This is a genomic window from Streptacidiphilus jiangxiensis (assembly GCF_900109465.1).
In the GTDB taxonomy this organism is placed as follows: Bacteria; Actinomycetota; Actinomycetes; order Streptomycetales; family Streptomycetaceae; genus Streptacidiphilus; species Streptacidiphilus jiangxiensis.
Genome location: NZ_FOAZ01000011.1, coordinates 133,715 through 155,603 on the forward strand (window position 1 = coordinate 133,715; position 21,889 = coordinate 155,603).

A 21,889-nucleotide genomic window follows, 5' to 3' on the forward strand; every position below is an offset into this window, starting at 1 on the left:
GCTCTCCCCCTACCGGTACTCGGCCACGCGGCGGTTGACGCCCACGCCCACGCCCGCCGCGGCGAGCACCGCCAGCACCGCCGCGCCCGGCGCGAGCAGGGAGGTGGCGTTGCGGCCGTCGTCGGCGAGGCTGCGGAACTGCTCCTGCTCGTGCGCCGCCGCCTGGTCCAGGCTGCTCCTGAGCGAGGTGAAGGCCGCGTCGATGGTGTCCGAACCGCTGCCGATGGTGTCGCCCAGCGCGACGTCGTAGTTGCCGTTCTGGTTGGCGTCGTGGGCGGTGTCGTGCCGGGAGTTCCAGGCGTGCCAGGAGGTCAGCGCGGCCGTCAGCATCTGCTGGGCGGCGGCGTCCCCGGCCGTCATGCTCTGGGCCTGGGCGAAGTAGCCCTTGGGGCCGTTGAGCGTGCCGCTGTCGGTTTCCCAGTCGGTCTCGTAGGTGGTGGTGGAGCCGCGGGCCACCAGGTTGAGGTTCTCGGCGCCCCGGCACTTGAGCGTCTCGATCTCGGCCTGGTCGATCACCTGGAGCGGTGCGGCGCCCTTGTTGTCGCTGTCCGCGAGGTAGGAGGCGGCGACGCTCTGTCCGACGCCGAGCCAGAGCAGCGCCAGCGTCGCGCAGGCGGTGGCCAGTACCAGGCCCGGGTTGAGCACCCGGTTGGTGCGGCGGAACAGGAGGACCTGCGCCCGCACCAGCGCGGCGATCAGCACCACGCCGAGGCCGAGGGCGGCCCAGGGCAGCGAGCGCGCGTCGGCGTAGTCACTGGCCAGGCGCCTGTTCTCGGCGTCGTGGAGGTTCTTCGCCTCGTCCAGCATCTGGGTCTGCATCTGCCCGGAGGCGTAGCGCAGGTAGGCGCCGCCGAGCGGGAAGCCCTGCCGGTCGTCGGCCTTGGCCGTCTCCACCAGGCCCGCGTAGACGGGCAGCTGGGCGTTGAGTTGCCTGATCCACTGCTGGCCCGGGTCGCCCGCGCCGCTCTGCGCGGCGGCCTTGGTCAGCAGCTGCGAGGCGGTGGCGATGTCGTTCGTGTACTGCGTGCGCACCGCCGCCGTCTCCGAGCCGGCCTGGAGGAAGGCGGTGGCGGCCGTGGTGTCCGCGTCGGCGAGCGAGCGGAAGATCTGGGCGGCGTCGTCGCTCAGCGGCTGGCTGTGGTTGACCACGTTGTCCGCGGCGCTGGAACGGGAGTCGACCTGCCAGAGCGTCAGCACCCCGAAGAGCAGCGCGAGCAGCGCCAGCAGTGCGGCGCGGGTCTGCAGCCGCCGCGGGGGCGTGCCCGTCAGCGCGGCGGCCAGGCCGCCGGTCCGGCCGGCCGTCGGCTGCGGCCCGGCCGGTCGTGGTACGTCCGGTCGCGTCGTGGCCGGTGTCGCCATGCTGCGCGCCCCCTTCCCCCCTGTGGCATTCGTCGGAAGAAGTATGGCCGTCCCCGGCGACACGTCACACCCATCCAGCGGCGATCTTGGGGATTCGCGGCAGAGCTGTGACACAAGCGGTGACAGACCGGACGAACGATCGTCACCAAGCGGGACGGATCGGGCCTTTCGGTCCAAGGGCGGCCAAGTCGCCGACGAGCTCGGCGAAACGCTCCGCGCCGAGAGTCCGCTGGTAGGGCGCGACCGCCTCGGCCGCGGCGGTGTCCGCGGCCCTGGTGCAGGCCCAGCCGCGCTCGGTCAGCCGCAGCAGGCGCGCGCGGGCGTCGGTGGGGTGCGCGGTCCGCTCGACGTATCCCTTGCGCACGAGCTCGTCCACGAGCTGGGCCGCGGCCTGTTTGGTCACCCCGAGGTGCTCGGCGAGGTCGGCGGTGGTGGCCCCGCCGAAGGAGATCCGCGCGAAGGCGAAGCCGTGCGCGGGCCGCAGGTCGTCGAAGCCCGCGGCGACCACGCGGGTGTGGATGCCCTGCACGAGCTCGCCGGCGAGGGCGAGGACGAGGGCGGAGAACTGGAGGGCAGGTTGCTCGGCCATGGGTTGACTCTACCGTGATGGACAAGTAGCTTGTCCATATAGACAAGCTACTTGTCCTTCTGGAGGAGTCACCATGCCCGTCGTGCACAAGGAAGAAGCCAAGACCCACGAGCTCCACGGCGCCCGCTTCGTCACCTACGCCAACCCCGCCGCCGGCAGCCAGGAGCTGTGCGCCTGGCGCACCGAGATCCCGGCCGGCACCACCGGCCAGGCCCACACCGTCACCCGCGAGGAGATCCTGCTCGTCCTGCGCGGCTCCCTCCGCTTCACCGTCGACGCCGAGACCCACGAGCTCACCGCGGGCGACGTCCTGATCGCCAACCCGAGCAGCACGCTCCGCGTCGACAACGCGTCCGACGAACCGGCGCACATCTGGGCCACGACGACCATCGGTCTGGAGGCGGTCATGGCGGACGGGACGCGGGTCCGCCCGCCGTGGGCCAACGCCTAGAAACGGGCGAGGGGCGCCTCGTCGGCGAAGAAGCCCTTCGCGCGCACCAGTGCTGCCTCGTCCTCCAGCACCTGGCCCGGGCGGTTGGCGTAGCCGAACAGCACCCCGCCGAAGCGCATCCCCATGTAGGCCGCCGTGTGGTTGAGCGTCAGCACCAGAGGCCTGGCCCGCTCCTGGTCCTCCTCGGAGAGAGCGGTGACGCCCCACAGGGTGCGTCCGGCCAGCTTCGCCCGGAACTCCGGGTCGGGGGTGCGCAGCCACCGGGACCAGTAGTCGAGGTACCGCTTGGCGGATGCCGACACCGAGTACCAGTAGAGCGGGGAGGCGATGACGATGTCCGTCGCGCCGAGGGTCGCCGCATGCAGCAGCGCCTCGTTCTCCTGCTCGGGCCAGGACTCCGCCGCGTGGCGGGTGTCCCGGAAGTCCGGCAGGGGATGGGCGCTCAGGTCCAGCCAGCGCTGCTCTGCCCCGGCGGGCAGGTGCTCCGCGGCCGCGCGGGCCAGGAGCTCGGTGTTGCCGCCCTGACGGGCACTGGCGAGGAGGAAGAGAAACGATCGCGTGGTCACGCAGGCGGCAACCGCCCCCCACCCAGGGCTATTCCGAGGTCGGGTCGGGGGCGGCGACCGCGCGCTGATCCGTCGCAGGCCCAGGGCTGTTGCGGCGCCCAGGTTCGGGACGGCAGTCACGCGTGCTGATCCGTCGCAGGCCCAGGGCTGCGGGCCCGAGGGCGAAGGGCGGTGGCCGCCCCGCCCCCGGGCCTCGGTCGCGTCGCCTCAGTCGCGCGGGCGCAGGGCGAAGGCCGCCCGGACCGCGTCCTGGGCCGCCGCGCCGCCGCCGAGGTCGGCCGAGGCGAGGTGGTCCAGGCCCAGCAGCGCGGCGCCGACGACCGGCGGGGTGGTGACCACGCGCGGTCGCGCCAGCGGTGCCGCCGCCGCGAGGCGGGTCAGCACCGCGTCCATCAGCAGCGGCTGGCGCGCCGCCAGCACACCGCCACCCAGCACCACGTCGGCGGGGGTGTCCAGCAGGCCCAGGCGGCGCAGGGCCACCGTGGCCAGCGCCACGATCTCCTCCGCCTGGCGCTCCACCAGCTGCACGGCTGTCGCGTCGCCCGCCTCCGCGCAGCGGAACAGGACGGGGACCAGCTCGTGCAGCCGGCCCTCCGGGACCTCGCCGAGGTGGACCGCCTCGGCGACCGCGCCGGCGCTCGGCAGGGCGAAGTGCTCGGCGACCGCCGCCGCGAGAGTGGTGGGCTCCCCACGCCCGTCCTCGGCGCGGGTCGCGGACCACATCACCTCCAGCGAGATGCCCCCGCCGCCGCCCCAGTCGCCGGTGATCTGTCCGAGCGCGGGGAACCGCGCGGTGCGGCCGTCCGGCAGCAGTCCGACGCAGTTGATGCCCGCGCCGCAGACCACCGCGACGCCGCGCGGCGCGTCCGTCCCCGCCCGCAGCAGGGCGAAGGTGTCGTTGGCGACGACGGTGGTGCGCGACCAGCCGCGCGCCGCGATCGCCTGCTGCAGCTCCCGCTCCTCGACCGGGAGGTCCGCGTTGGCCAGGCACGCCGAGACGTGCGTGACCAGCGGGCCCAGGCCGCCGCCGATGTCCAGCCCGGCCTCGGCGGCGGCCTCGGCCACCAGCGCGGCCAGGCCGTCGACCGCGCCCTCGGTCCCGGTCAGGTACGGACGGAAGCCGCCGCCGCGTGCGGCGCCGAGCACGGCGCCGTCCGCGGTCACCAGCGCCACGTCGGTCTTGCTGTTGCCGGCGTCGATCGCGAGCACGCCCGGGACCAGTTCGGTCCCGACCGCCCGCACGGTCCCCGCGCCGATGGGATTCCCGACCTCGTCGTCGGACTCGTTCGACTCGTTCGTCAGGTCAGTGAACAAGGTCGTCACGCCCACGCCAGGTGCTCGCGGTTGTGGGCGATCAGACGGTCGGCCAGCTGGTCCGCCAGGTCGAGCTGCCCGACCAGCGGGTGGGCCAGCAGGGCCTGGAAGACCCGCTCCCGGCCGCCGCGCAGGGCGGCGTCCAGGGCCAGCTGCTCGTAGCCGGTGACGTGGGCGATCAGGCCCGCGTACAGCGGCTCCACGGTCGGCACCGTCAGCGGCCGCGCACCCGAGGCGTCGACCAGCGCCGGCACCTCGATGACCGCGTCGTCCGGCAGGAACGGCAGCGTGCCGCCGTTGCGGACGTTGACGACCTGCTCCGACGGCTCGCCACCTTGCGTACCGAGCAGGGAGGCGACCAGTTGCACCGCGGCCTCGGAGTAGAACGCGCCGCCGCGCTGCGCGAGCAGCTCCGGCTTCTCGTCCAGCGTCGGGTCCGCGTACATCGTCAGCAGCTCCTGCTCGATCGCGGCCACCTTCGAGGCCCGCGATCCCTGCTGCTTCAGCTCCGCCACGACGTTGTCGTGCTCGTAGAAGTAGCGCAGGTAGTACGAGGGGACGACGCCCAACTGCCGCACCAGCGACAGTGGCAGCTCCAGGTCCTCGGCGATCGCCTCGCCGTGGCCGTCGATCAGCTCCGGCAGCACGTCCTTGCCGTCCAGGCGGACACCGCGCTCCCAGGTCAGGTGGTTGAGCCCGATGTGGTCCAGTGCGATCCGCTCCGGCGCGACGCCGAGCAGCCCGGCGAACTTGCGCTGGAAGCCGATGGCCACGTTGCACAGGCCGACGGCCTTGTGGCCGTGGGTCAGCAGGGCTCGGGTGACGATGCCGACGGGGTTGGTGAAGTCGACGATCCAGGCGTCCGGGTTGGCCCGGCGCACCCGCTCGGCGATGTCGAGGACGACCGGGACGGTGCGCAGCGCCTTCGCCAGGCCGCCCGCGCCGGTGGTCTCCTGGCCGACGCAGCCGCACTCCAACGGCCACGTCTCGTCCTGGTTGCGGGCCGCCTGACCGCCGACGCGCAGCTGCAGCAGCACCGCGTCGGCGCCCTGGACGGACGCGTCGAGGTCGGTGGAGGTGGTGACGGTGCCGGGGTGGCCCTGCTTGGCGAAGATCCGCCGGGCCAGCCCGCCGACCAGCGCAAGCCGCTCCGCGGCCGGGTCGACCAGCACCAACTCGGCGATGGGCAAGGTGTCTCTGAGTCTGGCGAAGCCGTCGATCAGCTCCGGCGTGTACGTCGAGCCGCCTCCGACGACGACCAGCTTGAGGCTCATCAGCCCTTGACTCCTGTCAGTGTGACGCCCTCGATGAAGGCCTTCTGGGCGAAGAAGAACACGATGATCACGGGCGCCATCACCAGCAGCGTGGCGGCCATGGTCAGGTTCCAGTCCGTGTGGTGCGCGCTGTGGAAGGTCTGCAGACCGTAGGAGACCGTCCACGCGTTGGGGTTCTGCGCCAGGTAGATCTGCGGGCCGAAGAAGTCGTTCCAGCAGTAGAAGAACTGGAAGAGCGCGACGGCGGAGATCGCCGGCTTGATCATCGGCAGTACGACCCGGGTCAGCGTGCGGAACTCCCCGCAGCCGTCGACCTTGGCGGCGTCCAGGTACTCCTTGGGGATGGTCAGCAGGAACTGGCGCAGCAGGAAGATGGAGAATGCGTCGCCGAAGGCCATCGGGATGACCAGCGGCCAGATGGTCCCGGTCAGGTGCAGCTGGTTCGTCCACAGCAGGTACATCGGGACGATGATCACCTGGGGCGGCAGCATCATCATCGAGATGACCGCCATCATCGCCACCCGGCGGCCGGGGAAGCGGAACTTCGCCAGCGCGTAGGCGGCCGGGATCGAGGAGGCCACCGTCAGCACGGTGCCGATCACCGAGTACTCGATGCTGTTCTTCCACCAGTCGGTGAAGCCCGGCACCTTGAAGACGTTGACGTAGTTGCTCCACTCGAAGTGCTGCGGCCAGATGCTGGCGCCGAGCGTCTGGTCGTCGCTCATCAGCGAGGTGAGGAAGAGGAAGACGAACGGCAGCAGGAAGAACAGCGCCGCGGCGATGCCGAGCGAGTGCACGGCGATCCAGTTGAGCCGACGCTGCCGTACGAAGCGGCGGTGCGCGGCGGTGCGGGGGGCGGGCGCGACGGATGTCGCGGCGTCGAGAGTCAGTGTGTCGCTCATGGTTTCTCGGTCCTTCCGGCCTAGTCGTCGCCCATGAGGCCGGCACGCCGGCGCATCAGCAGGGAGGTGAAGGCCATCGCGAGCACGAACAGGACCAGCGAGACCACGCAGGCCGAGCCGATGTCGTCGTTGCTCTGGAAGCCGAGGTTGTAGACGAGCTGCGGGACGGTCCAGGTGGACCCGTTCGGGTAGCCGGGGAAGTAGTTCTGGCCCGAGCCGGAGAGCGTCCCGGAGGCGACCTGTCCGGCGACCATCGCCTGCGTGTAGTACTGCAGCGTCTGGATCACGCCGGTGACCACGGCGAACATGATGATCGGCATGATGTTCGGCAGCGTCACGTAGCGGAACCGCTGGAACGGGCCGGCGCCGTCGAGGTTCGCGGCCTCGTACTGGTCCGTCGGCACGTCCAGCAGGGCGGCCATGAAGATGACCATCAGGTCGCCGATGCCCCACAGGGCCAGCAGCACCAGCGACGGCTTCGACCAGTTCGGGTCGTTGAACCAGCCGGGCTGCGGCAGCCCCAGCTGTCCGAGCACGTGGTTGACCGGGCCGGTGCCGGGGTTGAGCAGGAAGGCGAAGCCGATGGTCGCGGCGACCGGCGGGGCCAGGTAGGGCAGGTAGAAGGCGGTGCGGAAGAAGCCCGCACCGGTCTTGATCTTCGTGATCAGCATGCCGATGCCGAGCCCGAAGATCACCCGCAGCGTGACCATCACCAGGACCAGCCAGAGCGTGTTGCGCATGGCGGTCCAGAAGTACGGGTTCTCGGTGAGGACGTAGGTCCAGTTCTTCGTGCCCACGAAGTTCGGCGGGTTGTAGCCGTCGTAGTGCATGAAGGAGAAGTAGACGGTGGAGATCAGCGGATAGGCGAAGAAGAGGACGAAGCCGATCAGCCAGGGGGAGAGGAAGGCGAGGGCCACGCGCAGTTCACGACGGCGCTTGCGCTTGAGCGCGGGAGCGACCGGAGGTTTGCCTGCGCGGGCCCGGGACGGGGTGGAGGACAGGCCGGTCTCGGCTGTCGTGCTGCTCATGGACGTTCACCACCGGGCGACAGATGAAGGGCGGAGGCGGAGCGAAGGGACCGGGCCGACCGGTCCAGGGCGTTGGAGAACCCGGCCGGCCCGGAGATCAAGCGGTGATCAGTGCGTGCTGGCCTGGGCGAGCGAGTTGTCGATGTCGGTGTCGGCCTTCTTCAGGCCGGCCGCCACGTCCGTCTGCTTGCCCGACTGGAGGTCCAGGCCGAGGTTCTGCAGGATCGTCACGTAGGCGTCACCGTCGGGGGTGGCCGGCTGGGTGACCGAGCCGGAGTTCGCGGCGACGCTCAGGAACGTCTGGAACTGCGACGGCAGCTTCAGGTCCGGCGACTTGAGCGCGGCGAGCGTGCTCGGCACGTTGTCGATCGCGTTGGCGAAGGTCACCAGGGCGTTGGTGTTCGTGGTCATGTACTTCACGAACTCCCAGGCCGCGGCCTGGTTCTGGCTGTTGCGGTTGATGCCGATGACCGTGCCGGTCTGGAAGCCCATGCCGTAGGTCGACGCCTTGTCGTCCGGGACCGGGAACGGGGCGGTGGCCCAGTTGAAGCTGACCTTGTCCTGCTGCAGGTTGGCGACGCGCCACTCGCCGTCCATCTGCATCGCGACCTTGCCCTTGTCGAAGGCGTTGGCCGCGAACTCGTCACCGTAGCCGGTGCGCAGCTTCTCCAGGTGGGCGTAGCCGCCGAGCTTGCCGATCAGGTCCTTCTGCCAGGAGAACAGCGTGGGCCAGGCCGGGTCGTTCGCCAGGTTGGACTTGCCGTCGGTGGTGAAGTAGGTCGGGTTGAACTGCCCGCCGACGTAGCCGGTGTTCTGCTCGTAGTAGTCCCAGACCGGCATGTAGCCGAGCTGCTGCGAGCCGTCGCCCTTGGTCAGCTTGACCGCGTCGGCGGCCAGCTCGGAGAAGGTCTTCGGCGGGGAGGTGATGCCGGCGGCCTTGAACATGTCGACGTTGTAGTACAGGCCGTAGGCGTCGCCCAGCAGCGGGAGCGAGCACTGGTCGCCCTTGTACTGCGTGTAGTTGAGCATCGCCGGGGAGAAGGTCGAGGTCGGGCTGATGCCGTCCTTCTTCATCAGCGGGTTCAGGTCGATCCAGGCGCCGGTGGAGCAGAACTTGCCGACGTCGGTGGTGGAGAAGTCGGAGACCACGTCGGGCGCGTTCGCGCCGGTGGCGCGCATGCCCTGGGTGATGGTGTCGGCGGAGACCGCCTTGACCGCCTTGATGTGGATGTTCGGGTGCAGCTTCTCGAAGCCCGCGATGTTGGCGTTGATGGCGGCGAGCTCGTTCGGCTGGCTCCAGCCGTGCCAGAAGGTGATGGTGACCGGCTTGTCGTTCGAGCCGGTGCTGCCCTGGGAACCGGTGTTCGGCTGGCCGGTGCAGGCCGCGGCGGTCAGCGCGAGCGAGGCGGCGACAGCGAGGGCGGCGGCGGTGCGACGGCCTCTACGGCCGGCGAGCTGGGCTATCGACACGGAAACTCCAGTGGGGTCGGACCGGTAAGAAGGTGCACTGAGCTACGGGCGCGGCGGTGCGGGAGCCGGTCCGTGGTCTCGATCGGTGGGGGTGGTGCGGCGGTGCGGCGGTGCGGCGGTGCAGGTGGTTCGGGTGTCGCTCAGCGGGTGGAGAAGCCGAGTGGGATCAGTGGGTGGAGAAGACCTGCTCCCTGGCGCTGGTCAGCGCGGTCTGCAGGGCGCCGACGACCACCGGAGAGCCGGCCAGCTCGCTCACCAGCAGGCGCGGCCGGGGAATGGCCAGGCCGCTCAGCTCCTCCTGGACCAGGGAGCGCAGCACCTCGCCCCCGGCGCGCGGGACCTGGCCGCTGAGCACGACCAACTCCGGGTCGACGACGGCGACCAGCGCCGCCAGACCGGTGGCCATCCGCTCGGCCAGCGTCCGCAGGAACGCCTCCGCGCCGCTCTTCACGGCCTCGGTGACGACGTCCTGGGCGCTGGCGCCGGTCAGGCCGTGCTCCGCGGCCAGGGCCAGCACCGCGGGGGCGCCGGCCAGCTCCTGGAAGCCGCCCGAGTTCTCGGTCTCCAGGTGCACGTTCTTGATCAGCGGCGCGCCCGGCATCGGCATGTAGCCGATCTCGCCCGCGCCACCGGTGTGCCCGCGGTGCATCCGTCCGCCCAGGACGAGGGCGGCGCCGATGCCCGCCTCCACCCAGAGCAGCACGAAGTCCTGCACACCCCGGGCCAGCCCGACGCGCTGCTCGGCCATGGCGGCCAGGTTCACGTCGTTCTCGAGCGCCACCGGCACGCCGAGAGCCGCCGTCAGCTCGGCCACCAGGTGCGCCGAGTGCCAGCCGACCAGGTGCGGCGCGTACCGCAACAGGCCTGTCGCCGGGTCCAGTGCGCCGGGGGTGCCGATGACGACCTGGCGCAGTTGGGCACGCTCCAGGCCGGCCGCGGCGGTGGCGGTGTCCAGCGCCGTCGAGACCTGGGCGAGCGCGTCGCCGGGCTCGACGTGGGACCGGAGCGGCAGCCGGTGCTCGGTGACGACGGCGCCGGTGATGTCCGCGATCGCGATGCGGATCCGCTCCTGCGAGACGTCCAGTCCGGCCACGTACGCGGCGCGGGGGTTGATCTCGTACAGCTGCGCGCCCGGGCCGGGACGTCCCGCGGTGGTGCCGACCGGGACGACCAGCCCCGCCGACTCCAGCCGGGCCAGCAGCTGGGACGCCGTCGGCTTGGACAGCCCGGTCAGCTGCCCCAGCTGGGTCCGGGACAGCGGCCCCTGCTCCAGCAGCAGCTCAAGGGCGGCCCGGTCGTTGATCGCGCGCAGCAGGCTCGGAGTGCCGGGCTGCGAGGGGTTGCCGGTGCCGGTCGACATGGCGTTGAATCACCCTCCTCGTAGGTGCCCAGCACCCTAACGAATGCTGCCGATCGTGAACTATTAGGAAACTTTCCTGTTGGTCGGCAGGAACGTACGGCTGCGGGTGAGGGGATGTCAATGCCCCGGGAACGCTTCGATCCCGTTGGAGACCGAAGCGTTACCCGGGGCAGGTGGCGCGGTCGCTGATCAGACCGCGAGTGCGGCCTCCTCGCGCTCCTCGACGGCGTCCTGCACGGACTCGGTGACCGGCGCGGGCCGGCGCCTCCGCTCGAACAGGGCGGTCAGCGCGAGGGCGGCGGCGCCGACCAGCGCCCAGGCGACGAGGATCCACAGGTCGGTGGCGAACCCGGCCCGGCCGTCGAAGAAGAGCATGCTGCGCGCGCCCTCGACGAAGCCCGAACCGATCCAGAACGAGTGCAGCGCGCCGAAGAAGCCCGGCTGCAGGTCGGGGCGGTAGATGCCGCCCGAGGTCGTGAAGTTCAGCATGACGAACAGGAGCATCGTGCCGAGCGTGGTCCAGCGGCCCAGGAACCGGTGCAGCGCGGTGCCGATCGCCACCACGGCGAACGAGTAGACCCAAGCCAGGCCGAAGATCCCGGCCAGGTCGTGGTGCACGAAGTGGAACACCGGCCCGGCCAGTGCCGTACCGATCGCGGCGACGGCGAAGGACACGCCCGTGGCGAGCGCCGCCCGGGTCCGCATCCGCAGCGCCTCACCGGCGCCGCCGATGACCGCGACGCTGCCGTAGGAGCCGATGCTGATCGCGACGAGCAGGAAGAACAGCGCCTGGTTGGTCGGGTCCTCGGCCGGCATCGGGGTGAGGTCGTCCACGGCCAGCGGGGCGTGCTGCAGGGCGGCGACCTGGGTGAAGACCTTCTGTGCGACCTCCACGTCGGTGGCGGAGCTCGCGGTCGCGACCATCAGGGTCGGCTGCGCCGGGCTCGGCGTGTAGGCGGCGACCAGGGTGCGGTCCATGATCTGTGCCTTGGCGGCGCCCGGGGTCGGGAGGGTGGTGACGTCGAGCGCGTCGCCTGCCTTGTCCTTGAGCGTCTGGGCGAGCACGTCGACCTGCGGTCCGCTGCCGACGACCGCGACCTTCATGTGGTGGGGGGAGGGCGCGTGGAACGCGCTCTCGTAGGCCAGCCCCATGCCCAGGCACATGAGCAGCGGCAGCAGGAGGTGGGTCAGCACCTTGCGGAGGACGACGCGTTCGGAGGACATGCTCTTCCCCATGTGGTTGGTAAATACAACTTAAGCTCTAAGTTGCACTTTACAACAGATCCGGGGTTGATGCTACCTACAACTACTTCTGGTTCGGGTCGTCCAGGCCCGGTATCGGGGCCGTCGCCCGGGACTGCGAGCTGTTCGGGTCGCCCAGGGCGGACGGGGCCGCGATGTCCGCCGGTGTCGCCCGCTGCGCGGGGACGTCGGCCGGCTGCGGAGTGATGCCGAGGCGGATGTCCGCCGCCTCCAGCGCCTCCTTGATCCGGCGGCGCAGCTCCCGGCCGACGCCCAGCGCCTTGCCGGGCATGACCTTCGCCTGCACGTGGACGATCATCGCGTCCGCCGCGAGGGAGTCGACGCCGAGGACCTTCACCGGCTCCCAGAGCTGCTCGGACCAGGTCTCCTCCTGCGACATGCCTTCCGTCGCCGACAGGATGATCTTCTCGACCTTGTCCAGGTCCTCGTGGTAGCCGAGCGGGATCTCCACGTTGGCCGTGGCCCAGCCCTGGCTGAGGTTGGCGATCCGCTTGACCTCGCCGTTGCGGATGTACCAGATCTCGCCGTTCGCGCCGCGCAGCTTGGTCACCCGCAGGCCGACCTCCAGCACGGTGCCGGTGGCCACGCCGGTGTCGATCTGGTCGCCGACGCCGTACTGGTCCTCGATGATCATGAAGACGCCGGAGAGGAAGTCCGTCACCAGGTTGCGCGCGCCGAAACCGATCGCCACACCCGCGACCCCGGCGCTCGCCAGCAGCGGCGCCAGGTTGATCCCGAGCACCGGCAGGATCGTGATCGCCGCGGTGCCGAGGATCACGAACGAGGCGACACTGCGCAGCACCGAGCCCATCGCCTGCGACCGCTGCCGCCGCCGCTCCGCGTTCGCGAGCAGGCCGTTGATCAGGGCGTTCTGTGCGGCGTGGTGGTTGCCGTGGGCCATCCGGTCGACCAGCTTGTCGATCAGCCGGATCACCAGCGCCCGCACGACCAGCGCGACGACCGCGATGAAGACGATCTTGATCCCGTTGGTGACCCAGTTCTCCCAGTGCAGGCTGACGTAGTTCACGGCCTGGTTGGCCTGCTCGACGGTGCCGTGGAGGGTCGTCTTGCCGTCGGTCGCGGTGGCGCTGGGGGCAGGGTGCTGGCTGGACATCGCCCCAGCGTACCGAGAGTGCTCGGCGGCCCCGGATTCGTGTCGATCCGCGCTGACCGTACGTTACCGGGCTTGACCTGCGGTGACTGTGGGCATAGTGCCGGTGTGGGCTTCCGGTGTGGGGGAGCACACACCCGGACGGATCCCCGGTCTTGCTGGCGCCCCGGCCCTGTCGGCGGCGACACTGTCAGGAGATCACCACCTCTGGGTGATCGGTCGTCCCGGCGCGAGCCACGCGCCGTAGGCGGAAAGGGAGGCCCTCGTGCCGCATGTTCTGGTCCTGAACGCGTCCTACGAGCCACTTGGCGTCGTCTCACTACGACGCGCCCTGGTGCTGGTCCTCGACAAGAAGGCTGTGAGCCTTGAGGACACCGGGGTATTCATGCACAGCGCAACCTCAGCCATATCCGCTCCGTCCGTCGTCCGGCTCACCCGGTTCGTACGGATCCCCTTTCGCGGGCCCGTCCCGCTCACCCGCAGGGCGCTCTTCGCGCGCGACGGCGGGCGCTGCGTCTACTGCGGTGGCGTCGCAACCAGCGTCGACCACGTGGTGCCGCGCAGCAGGGGCGGCCAGCACGCGTGGGAGAACGTGGTGGCAGCCTGCCGCCGCTGCAACCACGTGAAGGCGGACCGCCACCTGGCGGACCTCGGCTGGCGCATGAAGCGCCAACCGGCGCCACCGACGGGCCTCGCCTGGCGCATCATCGGCACGGGCCACCGCGACCCGCGGTGGCGTCCCTACCTGGAGCCCTACGGCACCCCGGAGGAACTGGCGCACCTCGCGCCAATGCATCATGCCGACGGCCCCCCGATGGCCCCGGTCGAGCTCAGCGCGTAGTGCGCGAAACGCTCGCCGGGGTCTTTGCTTTGCGGCCCCGGGGAGGCGCAGGCTCCAGGGGCGCGAGGAACGGCGCGAGCAACCACCCGGTGCGAAGGCCCTGCAGGTCGAGGACCCTCCGCACGCCGGTGGCTGGTCGCGCAGTTCCTCGCGCCCCCGGAGAAGGGCGGACGGCCTGCGGGAGCGCGTCCGGACCTGGTCGCGCCCACGCGGCGGAGCCGACTGCGCCTGTGCGGATCCGCCGCGTGGCAGCAGCGCCTCGCGCCCCAGGAGGCCCTACGGGGTTGCCGTCGGGGACGGGGTGGCCGAGGGGCTCGGGTCGGGGGTGGCCGGCGGCGTGGAGGCCGTCGGTGTGGGGGAGGGGGGCGTCGGCGTCGGGGTGGGCGTCGGCGCGGGGATGACCGCGTACGCCTCGAGGCCGTAGAGGGAGTAGCCGAAGCGCGTCGCGCGCGACAGCCCCTGCATGCGGACGTACTGCGCCGTCACCGCGCCGAAGCGCACCGTCTCGTCCCCGCCGTGCCCGCTGTTGACGACCGCCGCGGTCGTCCAGTTCTGGCCGTCCGTGGACGTCTGGATCTCGTAGCGCGCCGCGTACGCGTCCTGCCAGTGCAGGACGACCTCGCCCAGCGTCGCCGGCGCAGCCAACTGCACCTGGACCCACTCGTCGTCCTGCGCGGGCGAGGACCACCGCGTCGTGGGGTCGTCGTCGTTGACGTTCGACGCCGGGAAGTCGGAGGTCTCGTCCGCCGAGGAGCTCGCCGTGCCCGTCAGTGCGAGGTCGGGGCCGCCGGTGCGCGGGTAGACGTGGACGGTGACGTCCTGCGTCGCGACCCGGCCACCGACCGTGAAGGTCACCTGCGCGACGTACGAGCCGGTGGGGCTGTCCGCCGCGGCCGCGAAGCGCAGCGGGACGCCCGCGCTGCCGCCGCGCGGCAGTGCGACCGTGCCGGTACCGGCGACGGTGACGTCCTTCGCCGCGGCCGGCAGCTTCGCCGTCACCGTGCCGGTCGCACCGCCGACGCCCTGGGCCTGCAGCACGCCGGGCAGGGCGACAGCGGCGCCGCCCGCCTGCAGGTCGACGCTCTGCGCGCCGAGCTGCAGCGTCGCCGGGGGCGTGTCCGCGTACCAGGGGATGATCTGGTAGACCGTCGGGGCCTGGCTGTCCGGAGTGCCGGCCCAGAAGAGGCGGATCTGGTCGACCCGCAGCTTCGGGTCCGCGGCGAGCTCGGTGTAGCCGCCGGGGGCGATCGCGCCGATGCGGGTCCAGCCGTTGTCCGCGCTGTGCACCTCGACCCAGCCGGGAGCGCGCACGGAGGGGTCCGTGAGCACCACGACGCGGTTGAGCGGGCGGGTCTGACCGAGGGTCACGCTCAGGGTGTCGCCGGGCTGCGGTGCGGCCGCCGCCTGGTAGGGCGCGTCGAGGTCGCCGTCGACGACGTTGGAGACGGGGGAACCGGCCACCGCGGTCGGCCCGGTGGCGGTCATGGCCGTGGCGTCGGGGGCGGTGACGCTGAACTCGCGCACGGCCACGGCGCTGTCCTGGCCGGAGGCGGCCCGCAGCCGCAGGTAGCGGGCGACGGCGCCGGGCGGCAGCGTCGCGTCGATCTCGCTGCGGCCCTGGTAGTGGCCGACCTGCACCCAGCCGCCGTCGTCGGTGGCGTACTCCAGGACCGCGTCCTGCATCACGTCGCCCTGGGCCACGTCGCCGTCGGGCCCGCCCATCAGGATGTGGACGGACCGCACGGGGGTGTCGCTGCCGAGGTCCACGCCGACGGTGTCGCCCGCCTGCGGCGGCGCGCTGGTCCAGTAGTAGCTGCTGGGGTCGCCGTCGACCATCAGGGCGGGGTCGTGGTCCTGTGCCGTGCCCATCGAGCTGGTCGGGGTGAGCTGGTCACCGTCGACGCCGGTCCAGCTGTCGGAGGCCTTCAGGGCGCGGTTCAGGAAGGCGTCGAGGACGCCCTTGCCGAGGGTCACGCCGCTGTCGGACAGCTGGTCCAGCTGCCGGCGCAGGAGACTGCGCTGCCGCCAGGCCTCCGCGCCGTTCCCGGCACGCTGGGCGGCGAGCATGGCGACGGCGGCCTGTCCGGCCCGGCCGTACTGCGTGAGCTCCTGGATCCAGGCGGCGTCTTCGGTGAGCAGCTGCCCACCGGCGACGTCGGACAGGTTGTCAGAGGCCTGTGCCATCGTGGTGAACGCGGCACCCAGCTGGGCGGCGGCCCTGGAGCGGGCCGTCGTCGCGGCGGGGTCGGCGGCGTTGGATCGGGGCGACGCCGGTTCGAACGCCGCCCAGAAGGCCGCCAGCAGCGGCTGCAGGTAGGCGGATTCCTGCTGACCGAGCGGCGAGGACGCGCTGTTGCCGGCCAGCGCGGCCAGTGCCGCGCGCGCCTGCGTCACCGTGGTGCCGTTCAGCCGGGGAGCACTGCCGGTGCCGTACGTGGTGCTGCCGTAGCCGGTGGCTCCGGCGAGGGCGGAGACGGCGGCCTGCCAGGACGCGTCGGGCTGGTAGGCCTGCGGGTTCCAGGCGAAGTCCGCCGAGGTGAACAGGGGGACGCGCGAGGCGACGGGCTGCTGCATGGCGTTGACCAGCAGGCCGGCCGCCCCGGTCGCCACGGTCGCGTCACGGCCCTGGTAGGCGCCCAGATAGAGGCGGTCCTGAGCGGAGTCGTTGACGGGGTAGTTGTCCTCCGTCAGCAACGGGTGGCCGAGGGTCTGCTGCGCCGTCGTCAGATCCTGCGCGCTGATCGTCGCCGGTTCCACGCCCGCGCCGGTCCAGGCGATCCGCACGCTGCCGTCCAGCTCCCGGGCCAGGGCCGTGCGGTAGGCCGTGGCGTCGGTCCGGTAGTACTCGCTGGGCAGCACCGTGAGCCCGTCCGCGCCCGGGTGCCGGGACAGGAAGCGACGCAGGACGACGCCCACGACATCGGCCTGCGCCTGCGCCGCCGCCTGCGGGCCGTGCCCGTACGCGTTGGCGTCCGCGTCGCAGTGCCAGTGCGAGAACGTGGCCTGGGAGAAGTCCAGTTGGAAGGAGCGCACGCCGAGGCCCCACAGCTGCTCCAGCTTGGCCACCAGCGCGTTCTGGTCCTTGGCCGAGGTGTAGCACAGGGAGGTCGCGGGCGAGAGCGAGTAGCCGAGGGTGACGTGGTTGAGCGCGGCGCGCTGGGCCAGCGTGCGCAGCTCGGCCTGCTGGTCGGCGGGGTAGGGGTCGCGCCACAGGGTGTCGCGGTAGGGGTCGTCGCCCGGCGCGTACAGCAGGCGGTTCTGCTTGGTCTGCCCGAGGAAGTCGATCATGTCGGCGGTCTGGGCGGCCGACCAGGGGATGCCGTAGAAGCCCTCGACGACCCCGCGGATGGGTGCCGCGGGCCAGTCCTGCACGGCGAGGCCGGGCAGTGCGCCGCCCGCGCCGAGGATCTGCCGGAAGGACTGCGCCGCGTGGTAGGTGCCCTCGGCGTCCACCCCGGCGAGCACCGCCACGCCCGTGTTCCCCGCGGGCGCGGATCCGGTGGTCCCGATCGTGCCGGTGGCCAGCACGTAGCCGCCGGCGGGCAGGCCACTGGGGGAGAGTGCGGTCTGCCCGGCGGCCCCGAGGGAGCGCAGGGCGCGGTCGGTGCCGCCGCCGGCGCCTTCGGCCGCGCCACCCAGGTAGATCGTCAGCGCGCCGGGCTGCGGGTCACTGTCGGGGGCGACGGTGTCGACGCGCTGGACACCGGCCGCCGCCAGCGCGGCCTGCAGCACGGCCAGCGCGCCCGGGTCCGCGTGCGGTGCGACCGCCAGCGCGACCCGCGCCGGTCCGGCCACCGCGGTGCCCTGTGCCTGCTCGCGCTGCGGGCGCGGATAGATCGCGGGCCCACTGTTCGAGGCGGCGTCACCACCTCCGGGAGGCAGCGCCGTGCCCTGCGCCAGTACCTGCGCCGTCGCGCGCGCCCCGGCGTTCGCCACGGCCGTGCCCGTATTGCCGACCAGCCCGCCGCCGACGACGGCGGCCACGGTCAGTGCGGCGCTCGCCCGCAGCGCGGCGCTGCGGGCCCCGACCTGTGTGCGCATCTGCAACGGCAGTACGGCCAGCAGCGGGGCGGTTCCCTTGAGCTGCGCGATGAGCCGGTCGGCGGCTTCCGGCGCGAGGCGCCGGGCGGTCCGCGCGGCGGTCCGGCGGGCCGTCACCACGGCCGCGGACCCGAGCAGCTGCTGCAGCGTCTGGTGCTCGGCCACGGTCCGACGCAGGCTGCTGCCCAGAGCGGCGACGAAGCCGTCGGAGGGCTGGCCGGGCCGGTGGTCCACGGGGACTCCTGATGCCGAGTCGGGTATGTGCGTCACTGCTGCTGCTCTGCTGTTGGCTGCTGTTCCGGTGTCTCGCCGAGCGGGGCGGTCGATCGTTCGTGCGCGGAAACGCCCGAGGGCGCGGGCAACCGTACGGCAGCCGTCCACGCCGAGAAAGCCTCTGGGAGGCCCGACGTACGGTCGCTCGCACAGCTCCCCGCGCCCCCGGAAGCCGAACCCGTTCGGACCGGAACCAGTGGTTCGGCCGAACGCCTCAACCCCACCATCCCCGCCCTTGGCATGTCAATGCACGGGCGTGTCCCTCTGCATACGGGAGAGTGAACTCCGGATGGCGCAATGCCCCCGGCGTGCGATGCACCTGCGAGGTGGGTAGGTGACCGTCTGTCCGTCCACGCCGTTGTCACCATGTGAGCCCCTCCGGCCTGAGGAGATTGCCCGTGGCACCCGCCGCCCACCGTCCGTTCCCCGCCGGCGCGAGTGCCCTGGAGACGCTGGCCCACGCCTACGGCGTGGACACCGAGTTCGAGGGGCGGGCCGTCCCGCCCGACACCCTCCACGCGGTCCTCGCCGCGATGGGCGTCGACGCGGGGAGCACGGAGGCGGCGGAGGAGGCCTTGGCCGGTCTGCGCGCCCGGCGCGCGCACCGGCTGCTGCCGCGAGCGATCGTGCTGCGCGCCGGAGTCGGCACGGAGGTGCCGCTGCCGGCCGGCGCCGAGGCCTGGGTGGAGCTGGAGGACGGAGGCACCGTCACCGTCGGCACGCCCTTCCCGCGCGGCCTGCACCTGACCGACGCGGGCGAGACCAGGCCGCTCCCGGCCGACCTGCCTGTCGGCCGCCACACCCTGTGCGCCCGCCTCGGCGACCGCGCCTCCACCGCCGCGCCGCTGCTCGTCGCCCCGCACCGGCTGGCCGGTCCCACCGGGCGCAGCTGGGGCTTCCTGGTCCAGCTCTACTCCCTGCTCAGCGAGCGCTCCTGGGGCATGGGCGACCTCGCCGACCTCGCCGAGCTCGCCCGCTGGTCCGGCCACACGCTCGGCGCCGGCTTCGTCCAGATGAACCCGCTGCACGCGGGCATGCCCCCCGGCCCCGACGGCCACTCGGACCCGTCCCCCTACCGCCCCTCCTCGCGCCGGTTCGCCGATCCGGTCCACCTGCGGATCGAGGCCGTGCCCGAGTACGCCTACCTCGCCCCGGAGGCACGCGAGCGCGTCCAGGACGCGGCGCGGCGCGGCGCGCGGCTGCGCGAGGGCGTGCTGATCGAGGAGAACCTGATCGACCGCGACGCGGTGTGGGCCGCCAAGCGCGAGGCGCTGGAGGTGATCCACGCCGTCCCGCGCGGCGTCGGCCGTGAGGCCGCGTACCGGGCGTTCCTGCGCCGCGAGGGCGACGGCCTGCTCCAGTACGCGACCTGGTGCGCGCTCGCCGAGGTCCACGGTCCGGCCTGGCGCGACTGGCCCTCGGGCCTGCGCGATCCGGGCAGTGCGGCTGTCGCCCGCGCCCGCGTCGAGCTGGCGCACCGCGTCGACTTCCACTCCTGGCTCGCCTGGCTCGTCGACGAGCAGCTGGGCGCCGCCCAGGCGGCGGCCCGCGACGCGGGCATGCCCGTCGGTCTCGTCCACGACCTCGCGGTCGGCGTCCACCCGGACGGCGCGGACGCCTGGGCGCTCCAGCACTGCCTGGCGGCGGGCATCAGCGTCGGCGCCCCGCCGGACGCCTTCAACGCCCACGGCCAGGACTGGGCCCTCCCGCCGTGGCGCCCGGACGCCCTCGCCGACACCGGCTACGCGCCCTACGCGGAGCTCCTGCGTGCCAACCTCCGGCACGCGGGCGCACTGCGGGTCGACCACGTCATGGGCCTGTTCCGGCTCTGGTGGGTGCCGCAGGGCCGCCCGCCGACGGAGGGCACCTACGTCCGCTACGACCACGAGGCGATGCTCGGCGTCCTCGCCCTGGAGGCGTACCGCGCGGGCGCGATCGTGATCGGTGAGGACCTCGGCACGGTCGAGCCGGGGGTCCGCGAACAGCTGGCCGCGCGGGGTGTGCTGGGCACGTCCGTGCTCTGGTTCGAACGTGACTGGTCCGAGCAGGGCGGCGGCTCGCCGCTCCCGCCGGACCGCTGGCGCGAGGACTGCCTCGCCACCCTGACCACTCACGACCTGCCGCCGACGGCGTCCCGCCTGAGCGGCGACCACGTCGAACTCCGCCACCGCCTGGGGCTGCTGTCCCGTCCGCTGGCGGAGGAGCAGGCCGAGGACGAGACGGAACGCGAGGAGTGGCTCGGCGAGTTGGCCCGCGAGGGCCTGATGACCGTCCCCCCGTACGGCGAGGGCCCGGCCGCGGACCTCCTCGAACCCGCGGACGGCCGCCACCTCCCGGACGCGGTGGCGGCCCTCCACCGCTACCTGCTGCGCACGCCCGCCGAACTCGTCGGCGTCTGGCTCCCGGACGTCCTCGGCGACCCCCGGCCCCAGAACCTCCCGGGCACCTCCTCCGAGTACCCCAACTGGCGCCTCCCCGTCGCCGACGCCGACGGCAAACCGGCGACGCTGGACCAACTCGCCGCCGCCGAGCGGACGGAGGAGTTCGCCGCCGTCATGCGGGACGAGAGCGCGGCCGGCGAGTAGGCGCGGCCCGCGCGTCGGGGAAGGGTGCGTGACGCCGCCGGGGCGGCGGCGTGACGGGGCCTGGGAGAGGGCTCACGGGCCGGGGTTTCACGCCCGGACGGCGACCCTCGCATCGACGGCGCTCTGCGGGCGGAGCCGGCTGCGCTCGGCCCACCGGACCGCCGGTCCCATGGCGCACCCCGCCACCGCGAACAGCCCGCCCAGCAGCAGCCAGCCGGGGACACCCCAGGTCAACAGCAGCGTGGTGAGCACGAGCGGGCCCAGGGTGCGGGCCACGGCCACGCCCGACCCGAAGAAGCCCTGGTACTGGCCCAGCCGGTGGGCGGGGGCGAGGTCGAAGCTGATCTGCCAGGAGCCGGCGGACTGGTGCATCTCCCCGACGACCTGGAGCACCGCCGCCGCGACCAGGAGCGTGCCGGTCACCCACAGCGGCAGGCCGGCGGCCGAGGCGGCGAAGACCGCGCAGGACGCCAGCAGCAGCAGACCGGCCCGCCGCACCGCGCGGGAGGCGGAGCCGAGCCCGGTGACCGCGCGGGCCGTGCGGACCTGGAACAGCAGGACGGTCAGCGTGTTGAGGGCGAACAGGACCGAGCTCAACCACCCCAGCTCGGCTGCGCGGGACGCGATCCAGAGCGGGACCACCAGGCTGAGCAGCGGCATGCGCAGCAGCAGGACCGTGTTGATCAGCGCGACGACGGCGTACGGCCGGTCGCGCAGCACCGCGAGCCTCGGCTCACCGGCGCGGGCGGGCACGGGCGGGACGGCCGGAAGGCGCAGCAGGATCAGTCCGCAGACCACGAAGCTCACGGCGTCGAGCACGAAGACGGCCAGGAACGCCGTGCGGCTCCCGCTGTAGATGGCCACACCACCGAGCATCGCGCCGATCCCCAGCCCCCCGTTGAGGGTCGACTGCAGTCGCGCGAGCAGCCGCGTCCGTTCGGCGGGGCCCGTCAGGGCGCCGACCAGCGCCTGGGTGGCGCTGCCGAGCCCGGAGGTCGCGGCGGCGTACAGGGAGACGGCGAAGAGGAACGGCACGAACGAGCGGACCACGAGGAACGTGGCGACGACGGTGGCGGCGGCGAGCGCGAACAGCACCGCCGTCCCTCGGGGACCACGCCGGTCGGCGAGGTGACCGAGCGGCACCCCGGTCAGGGTGCCGACCGTCCACCCGACGGCGAGCCCCAGGCCGAGCCGGAACGGCGACAGGCCCACCACGTGCGTGAAGTACAGCGCGGAGGTGGTGTAGTACGCGCCGTCCCCGATCGCACCGACCAACTGGGCTGTGGTGAGCGCCCCTCTCGACACGTGGCCTCCTCGATCGCACGGACTCTCCCTGACCAGTCCCACGCTACGGAGCGGATGGTCCAGGAGGCAGGGCCATTGAAGAGCTGTCGGAGTGGGCCACTTTCGGCCCCCGGGTAGGTGGCGCACGCAAACGGGCGCGAGGCTCTGCCGTTCTGCG

The 21,889-nt window shown here is 72.5% G+C and carries 16 protein-coding genes; 3 read left to right on the plus strand and 13 right to left on the minus strand.

The features are described from left to right. Window positions 1–9: 9 nt before the first annotated feature. Both BMY61_RS21725 and BMY61_RS21730 read right to left on the minus strand, forming a co-directional pair. A complete protein-coding gene (locus BMY61_RS21725; protein ID WP_042449127.1) occupies window positions 10–1,359 on the minus strand; it encodes a hypothetical protein in 1,350 nt (449 codons plus the stop codon). A gap of 142 nt (window positions 1,360–1,501) precedes the next feature. Next, window positions 1,502–1,948, minus strand: a complete 447-nt coding sequence (locus BMY61_RS21730) for a MarR family winged helix-turn-helix transcriptional regulator (RefSeq protein ID WP_042449129.1) — start codon at window positions 1,946–1,948, stop codon at window positions 1,502–1,504. A gap of 73 nt (window positions 1,949–2,021) precedes the next feature. Here BMY61_RS21730 and BMY61_RS21735 point away from each other — a divergent pair, with 73 nt between their 5' ends. Further along, window positions 2,022–2,399: a cupin domain-containing protein gene (locus BMY61_RS21735; protein ID WP_042449132.1), complete on the plus strand. Its 378-nt coding sequence runs from the start codon at window positions 2,022–2,024 to the stop codon at window positions 2,397–2,399. Here the strand turns inward: BMY61_RS21735 and BMY61_RS21740 are convergent. The 9 genes from BMY61_RS21740 to BMY61_RS21780 all read right to left on the minus strand — a co-directional run bounded on the left by BMY61_RS21740 (window position 2,396) and on the right by BMY61_RS21780 (window position 12,690). Beyond that, window positions 2,396–2,965: a flavodoxin family protein gene (locus BMY61_RS21740; RefSeq protein ID WP_042449134.1), complete on the minus strand. Its 570-nt coding sequence runs from the start codon at window positions 2,963–2,965 to the stop codon at window positions 2,396–2,398. The genes BMY61_RS21735 and BMY61_RS21740 overlap by 4 nt on opposite strands. Window positions 2,966–3,172: 207 nt before the next feature. Continuing rightward, complete coding sequence (locus BMY61_RS21745; RefSeq protein WP_082015097.1) at window positions 3,173–4,174, minus strand: N-acetylglucosamine kinase; 1,002 nt, start codon at window positions 4,172–4,174, stop codon at window positions 3,173–3,175. A gap of 110 nt (window positions 4,175–4,284) precedes the next feature. Then, on the minus strand, window positions 4,285–5,553 hold the full coding sequence (locus BMY61_RS21750) for a 6-phospho-beta-glucosidase (RefSeq protein WP_042449136.1): 1,269 nt from the start codon (window positions 5,551–5,553) through the stop codon (window positions 4,285–4,287). Then, window positions 5,553–6,455: a carbohydrate ABC transporter permease gene (locus tag BMY61_RS21755; RefSeq protein ID WP_042449138.1), complete on the minus strand. Its 903-nt coding sequence runs from the start codon at window positions 6,453–6,455 to the stop codon at window positions 5,553–5,555. Before BMY61_RS21755 ends, BMY61_RS21750 begins: the two co-directional genes overlap by 1 nt. 20 nt (window positions 6,456–6,475) lie before the next feature. Beyond that, window positions 6,476–7,483 (minus strand): carbohydrate ABC transporter permease, encoded by a 1,008-nt coding sequence (locus BMY61_RS21760; RefSeq protein WP_042449139.1) that lies wholly within the window; start codon window positions 7,481–7,483, stop codon window positions 6,476–6,478. A 108-nt stretch (window positions 7,484–7,591) separates the two neighbouring features. Beyond that, entirely contained in the window at window positions 7,592–8,953 is a 1,362-nt protein-coding gene (locus BMY61_RS21765; protein WP_236656056.1) for an ABC transporter substrate-binding protein, read from the minus strand. A gap of 166 nt (window positions 8,954–9,119) precedes the next feature. Beyond that, on the minus strand, window positions 9,120–10,313 hold the full coding sequence (locus tag BMY61_RS21770) for an ROK family transcriptional regulator (RefSeq protein WP_042449141.1): 1,194 nt from the start codon (window positions 10,311–10,313) through the stop codon (window positions 9,120–9,122). A 189-nt stretch (window positions 10,314–10,502) separates the two neighbouring features. Continuing rightward, window positions 10,503–11,537 (minus strand): hypothetical protein, encoded by a 1,035-nt coding sequence (locus BMY61_RS21775; RefSeq protein ID WP_236656057.1) that lies wholly within the window; start codon window positions 11,535–11,537, stop codon window positions 10,503–10,505. A gap of 82 nt (window positions 11,538–11,619) precedes the next feature. Beyond that, window positions 11,620–12,690 carry a mechanosensitive ion channel family protein gene (locus tag BMY61_RS21780; protein WP_042449147.1) on the minus strand — a complete coding sequence of 357 codons (1,071 nt, stop codon included), beginning with the start codon at window positions 12,688–12,690 and terminating at the stop codon, window positions 11,620–11,622. A 262-nt stretch (window positions 12,691–12,952) separates the two neighbouring features. Between BMY61_RS21780 and BMY61_RS21785 the strand changes: the two genes are divergently transcribed. Further along, window positions 12,953–13,528 (plus strand): HNH endonuclease, encoded by a 576-nt coding sequence (locus BMY61_RS21785; RefSeq protein ID WP_042449149.1) that lies wholly within the window; start codon window positions 12,953–12,955, stop codon window positions 13,526–13,528. 276 nt (window positions 13,529–13,804) lie between these two features. Here BMY61_RS21785 and BMY61_RS21790 read toward each other — a convergent pair whose 3' ends face one another. Then, entirely contained in the window at window positions 13,805–17,803 is a 3,999-nt protein-coding gene (locus tag BMY61_RS21790; protein WP_052438778.1) for a glycoside hydrolase family 84 protein, read from the minus strand. Window positions 17,804–18,240: 437 nt separating this feature from the next. Between BMY61_RS21790 and malQ the strand changes: the two genes are divergently transcribed. Continuing rightward, window positions 18,241–20,427, plus strand: a complete 2,187-nt coding sequence (gene malQ / locus BMY61_RS21795; protein ID WP_236656058.1) for a 4-alpha-glucanotransferase — start codon at window positions 18,241–18,243, stop codon at window positions 20,425–20,427. Between the two features lie 87 nt (window positions 20,428–20,514). On the opposite strand, the gene BMY61_RS21800 is transcribed toward malQ, so the two are convergent. Beyond that, window positions 20,515–21,732, minus strand: coding sequence for an MFS transporter (locus tag BMY61_RS21800; RefSeq protein ID WP_042449154.1), 1,218 nt, complete (start codon window positions 21,730–21,732; stop codon window positions 20,515–20,517). Window positions 21,733–21,889: the final 157 nt, after the last annotated feature.

Coding starts and splice junctions, on each gene's coding strand:
- BMY61_RS21725 (WP_042449127.1), bottom strand. CDS start 1,359: ATGGCGACACCGGCCACGACGCGACCGGACGTACCACGACCGGCCGGG.
- BMY61_RS21730 (WP_042449129.1), bottom strand. CDS start 1,948: ATGGCCGAGCAACCTGCCCTCCAGTTCTCCGCCCTCGTCCTCGCCCTC.
- BMY61_RS21735 (WP_042449132.1), top strand. CDS start 2,022: ATGCCCGTCGTGCACAAGGAAGAAGCCAAGACCCACGAGCTCCACGGC.
- BMY61_RS21750 (WP_042449136.1), bottom strand. CDS start 5,553: ATGAGCCTCAAGCTGGTCGTCGTCGGAGGCGGCTCGACGTACACGCCG.
- BMY61_RS21755 (WP_042449138.1), bottom strand. CDS start 6,455: ATGAGCGACACACTGACTCTCGACGCCGCGACATCCGTCGCGCCCGCC.
- BMY61_RS21760 (WP_042449139.1), bottom strand. CDS start 7,483: ATGAGCAGCACGACAGCCGAGACCGGCCTGTCCTCCACCCCGTCCCGG.
- BMY61_RS21770 (WP_042449141.1), bottom strand. CDS start 10,313: ATGTCGACCGGCACCGGCAACCCCTCGCAGCCCGGCACTCCGAGCCTG.
- BMY61_RS21775 (WP_236656057.1), bottom strand. CDS start 11,537: ATGTCCTCCGAACGCGTCGTCCTCCGCAAGGTGCTGACCCACCTCCTG.
- BMY61_RS21780 (WP_042449147.1), bottom strand. CDS start 12,690: ATGTCCAGCCAGCACCCTGCCCCCAGCGCCACCGCGACCGACGGCAAG.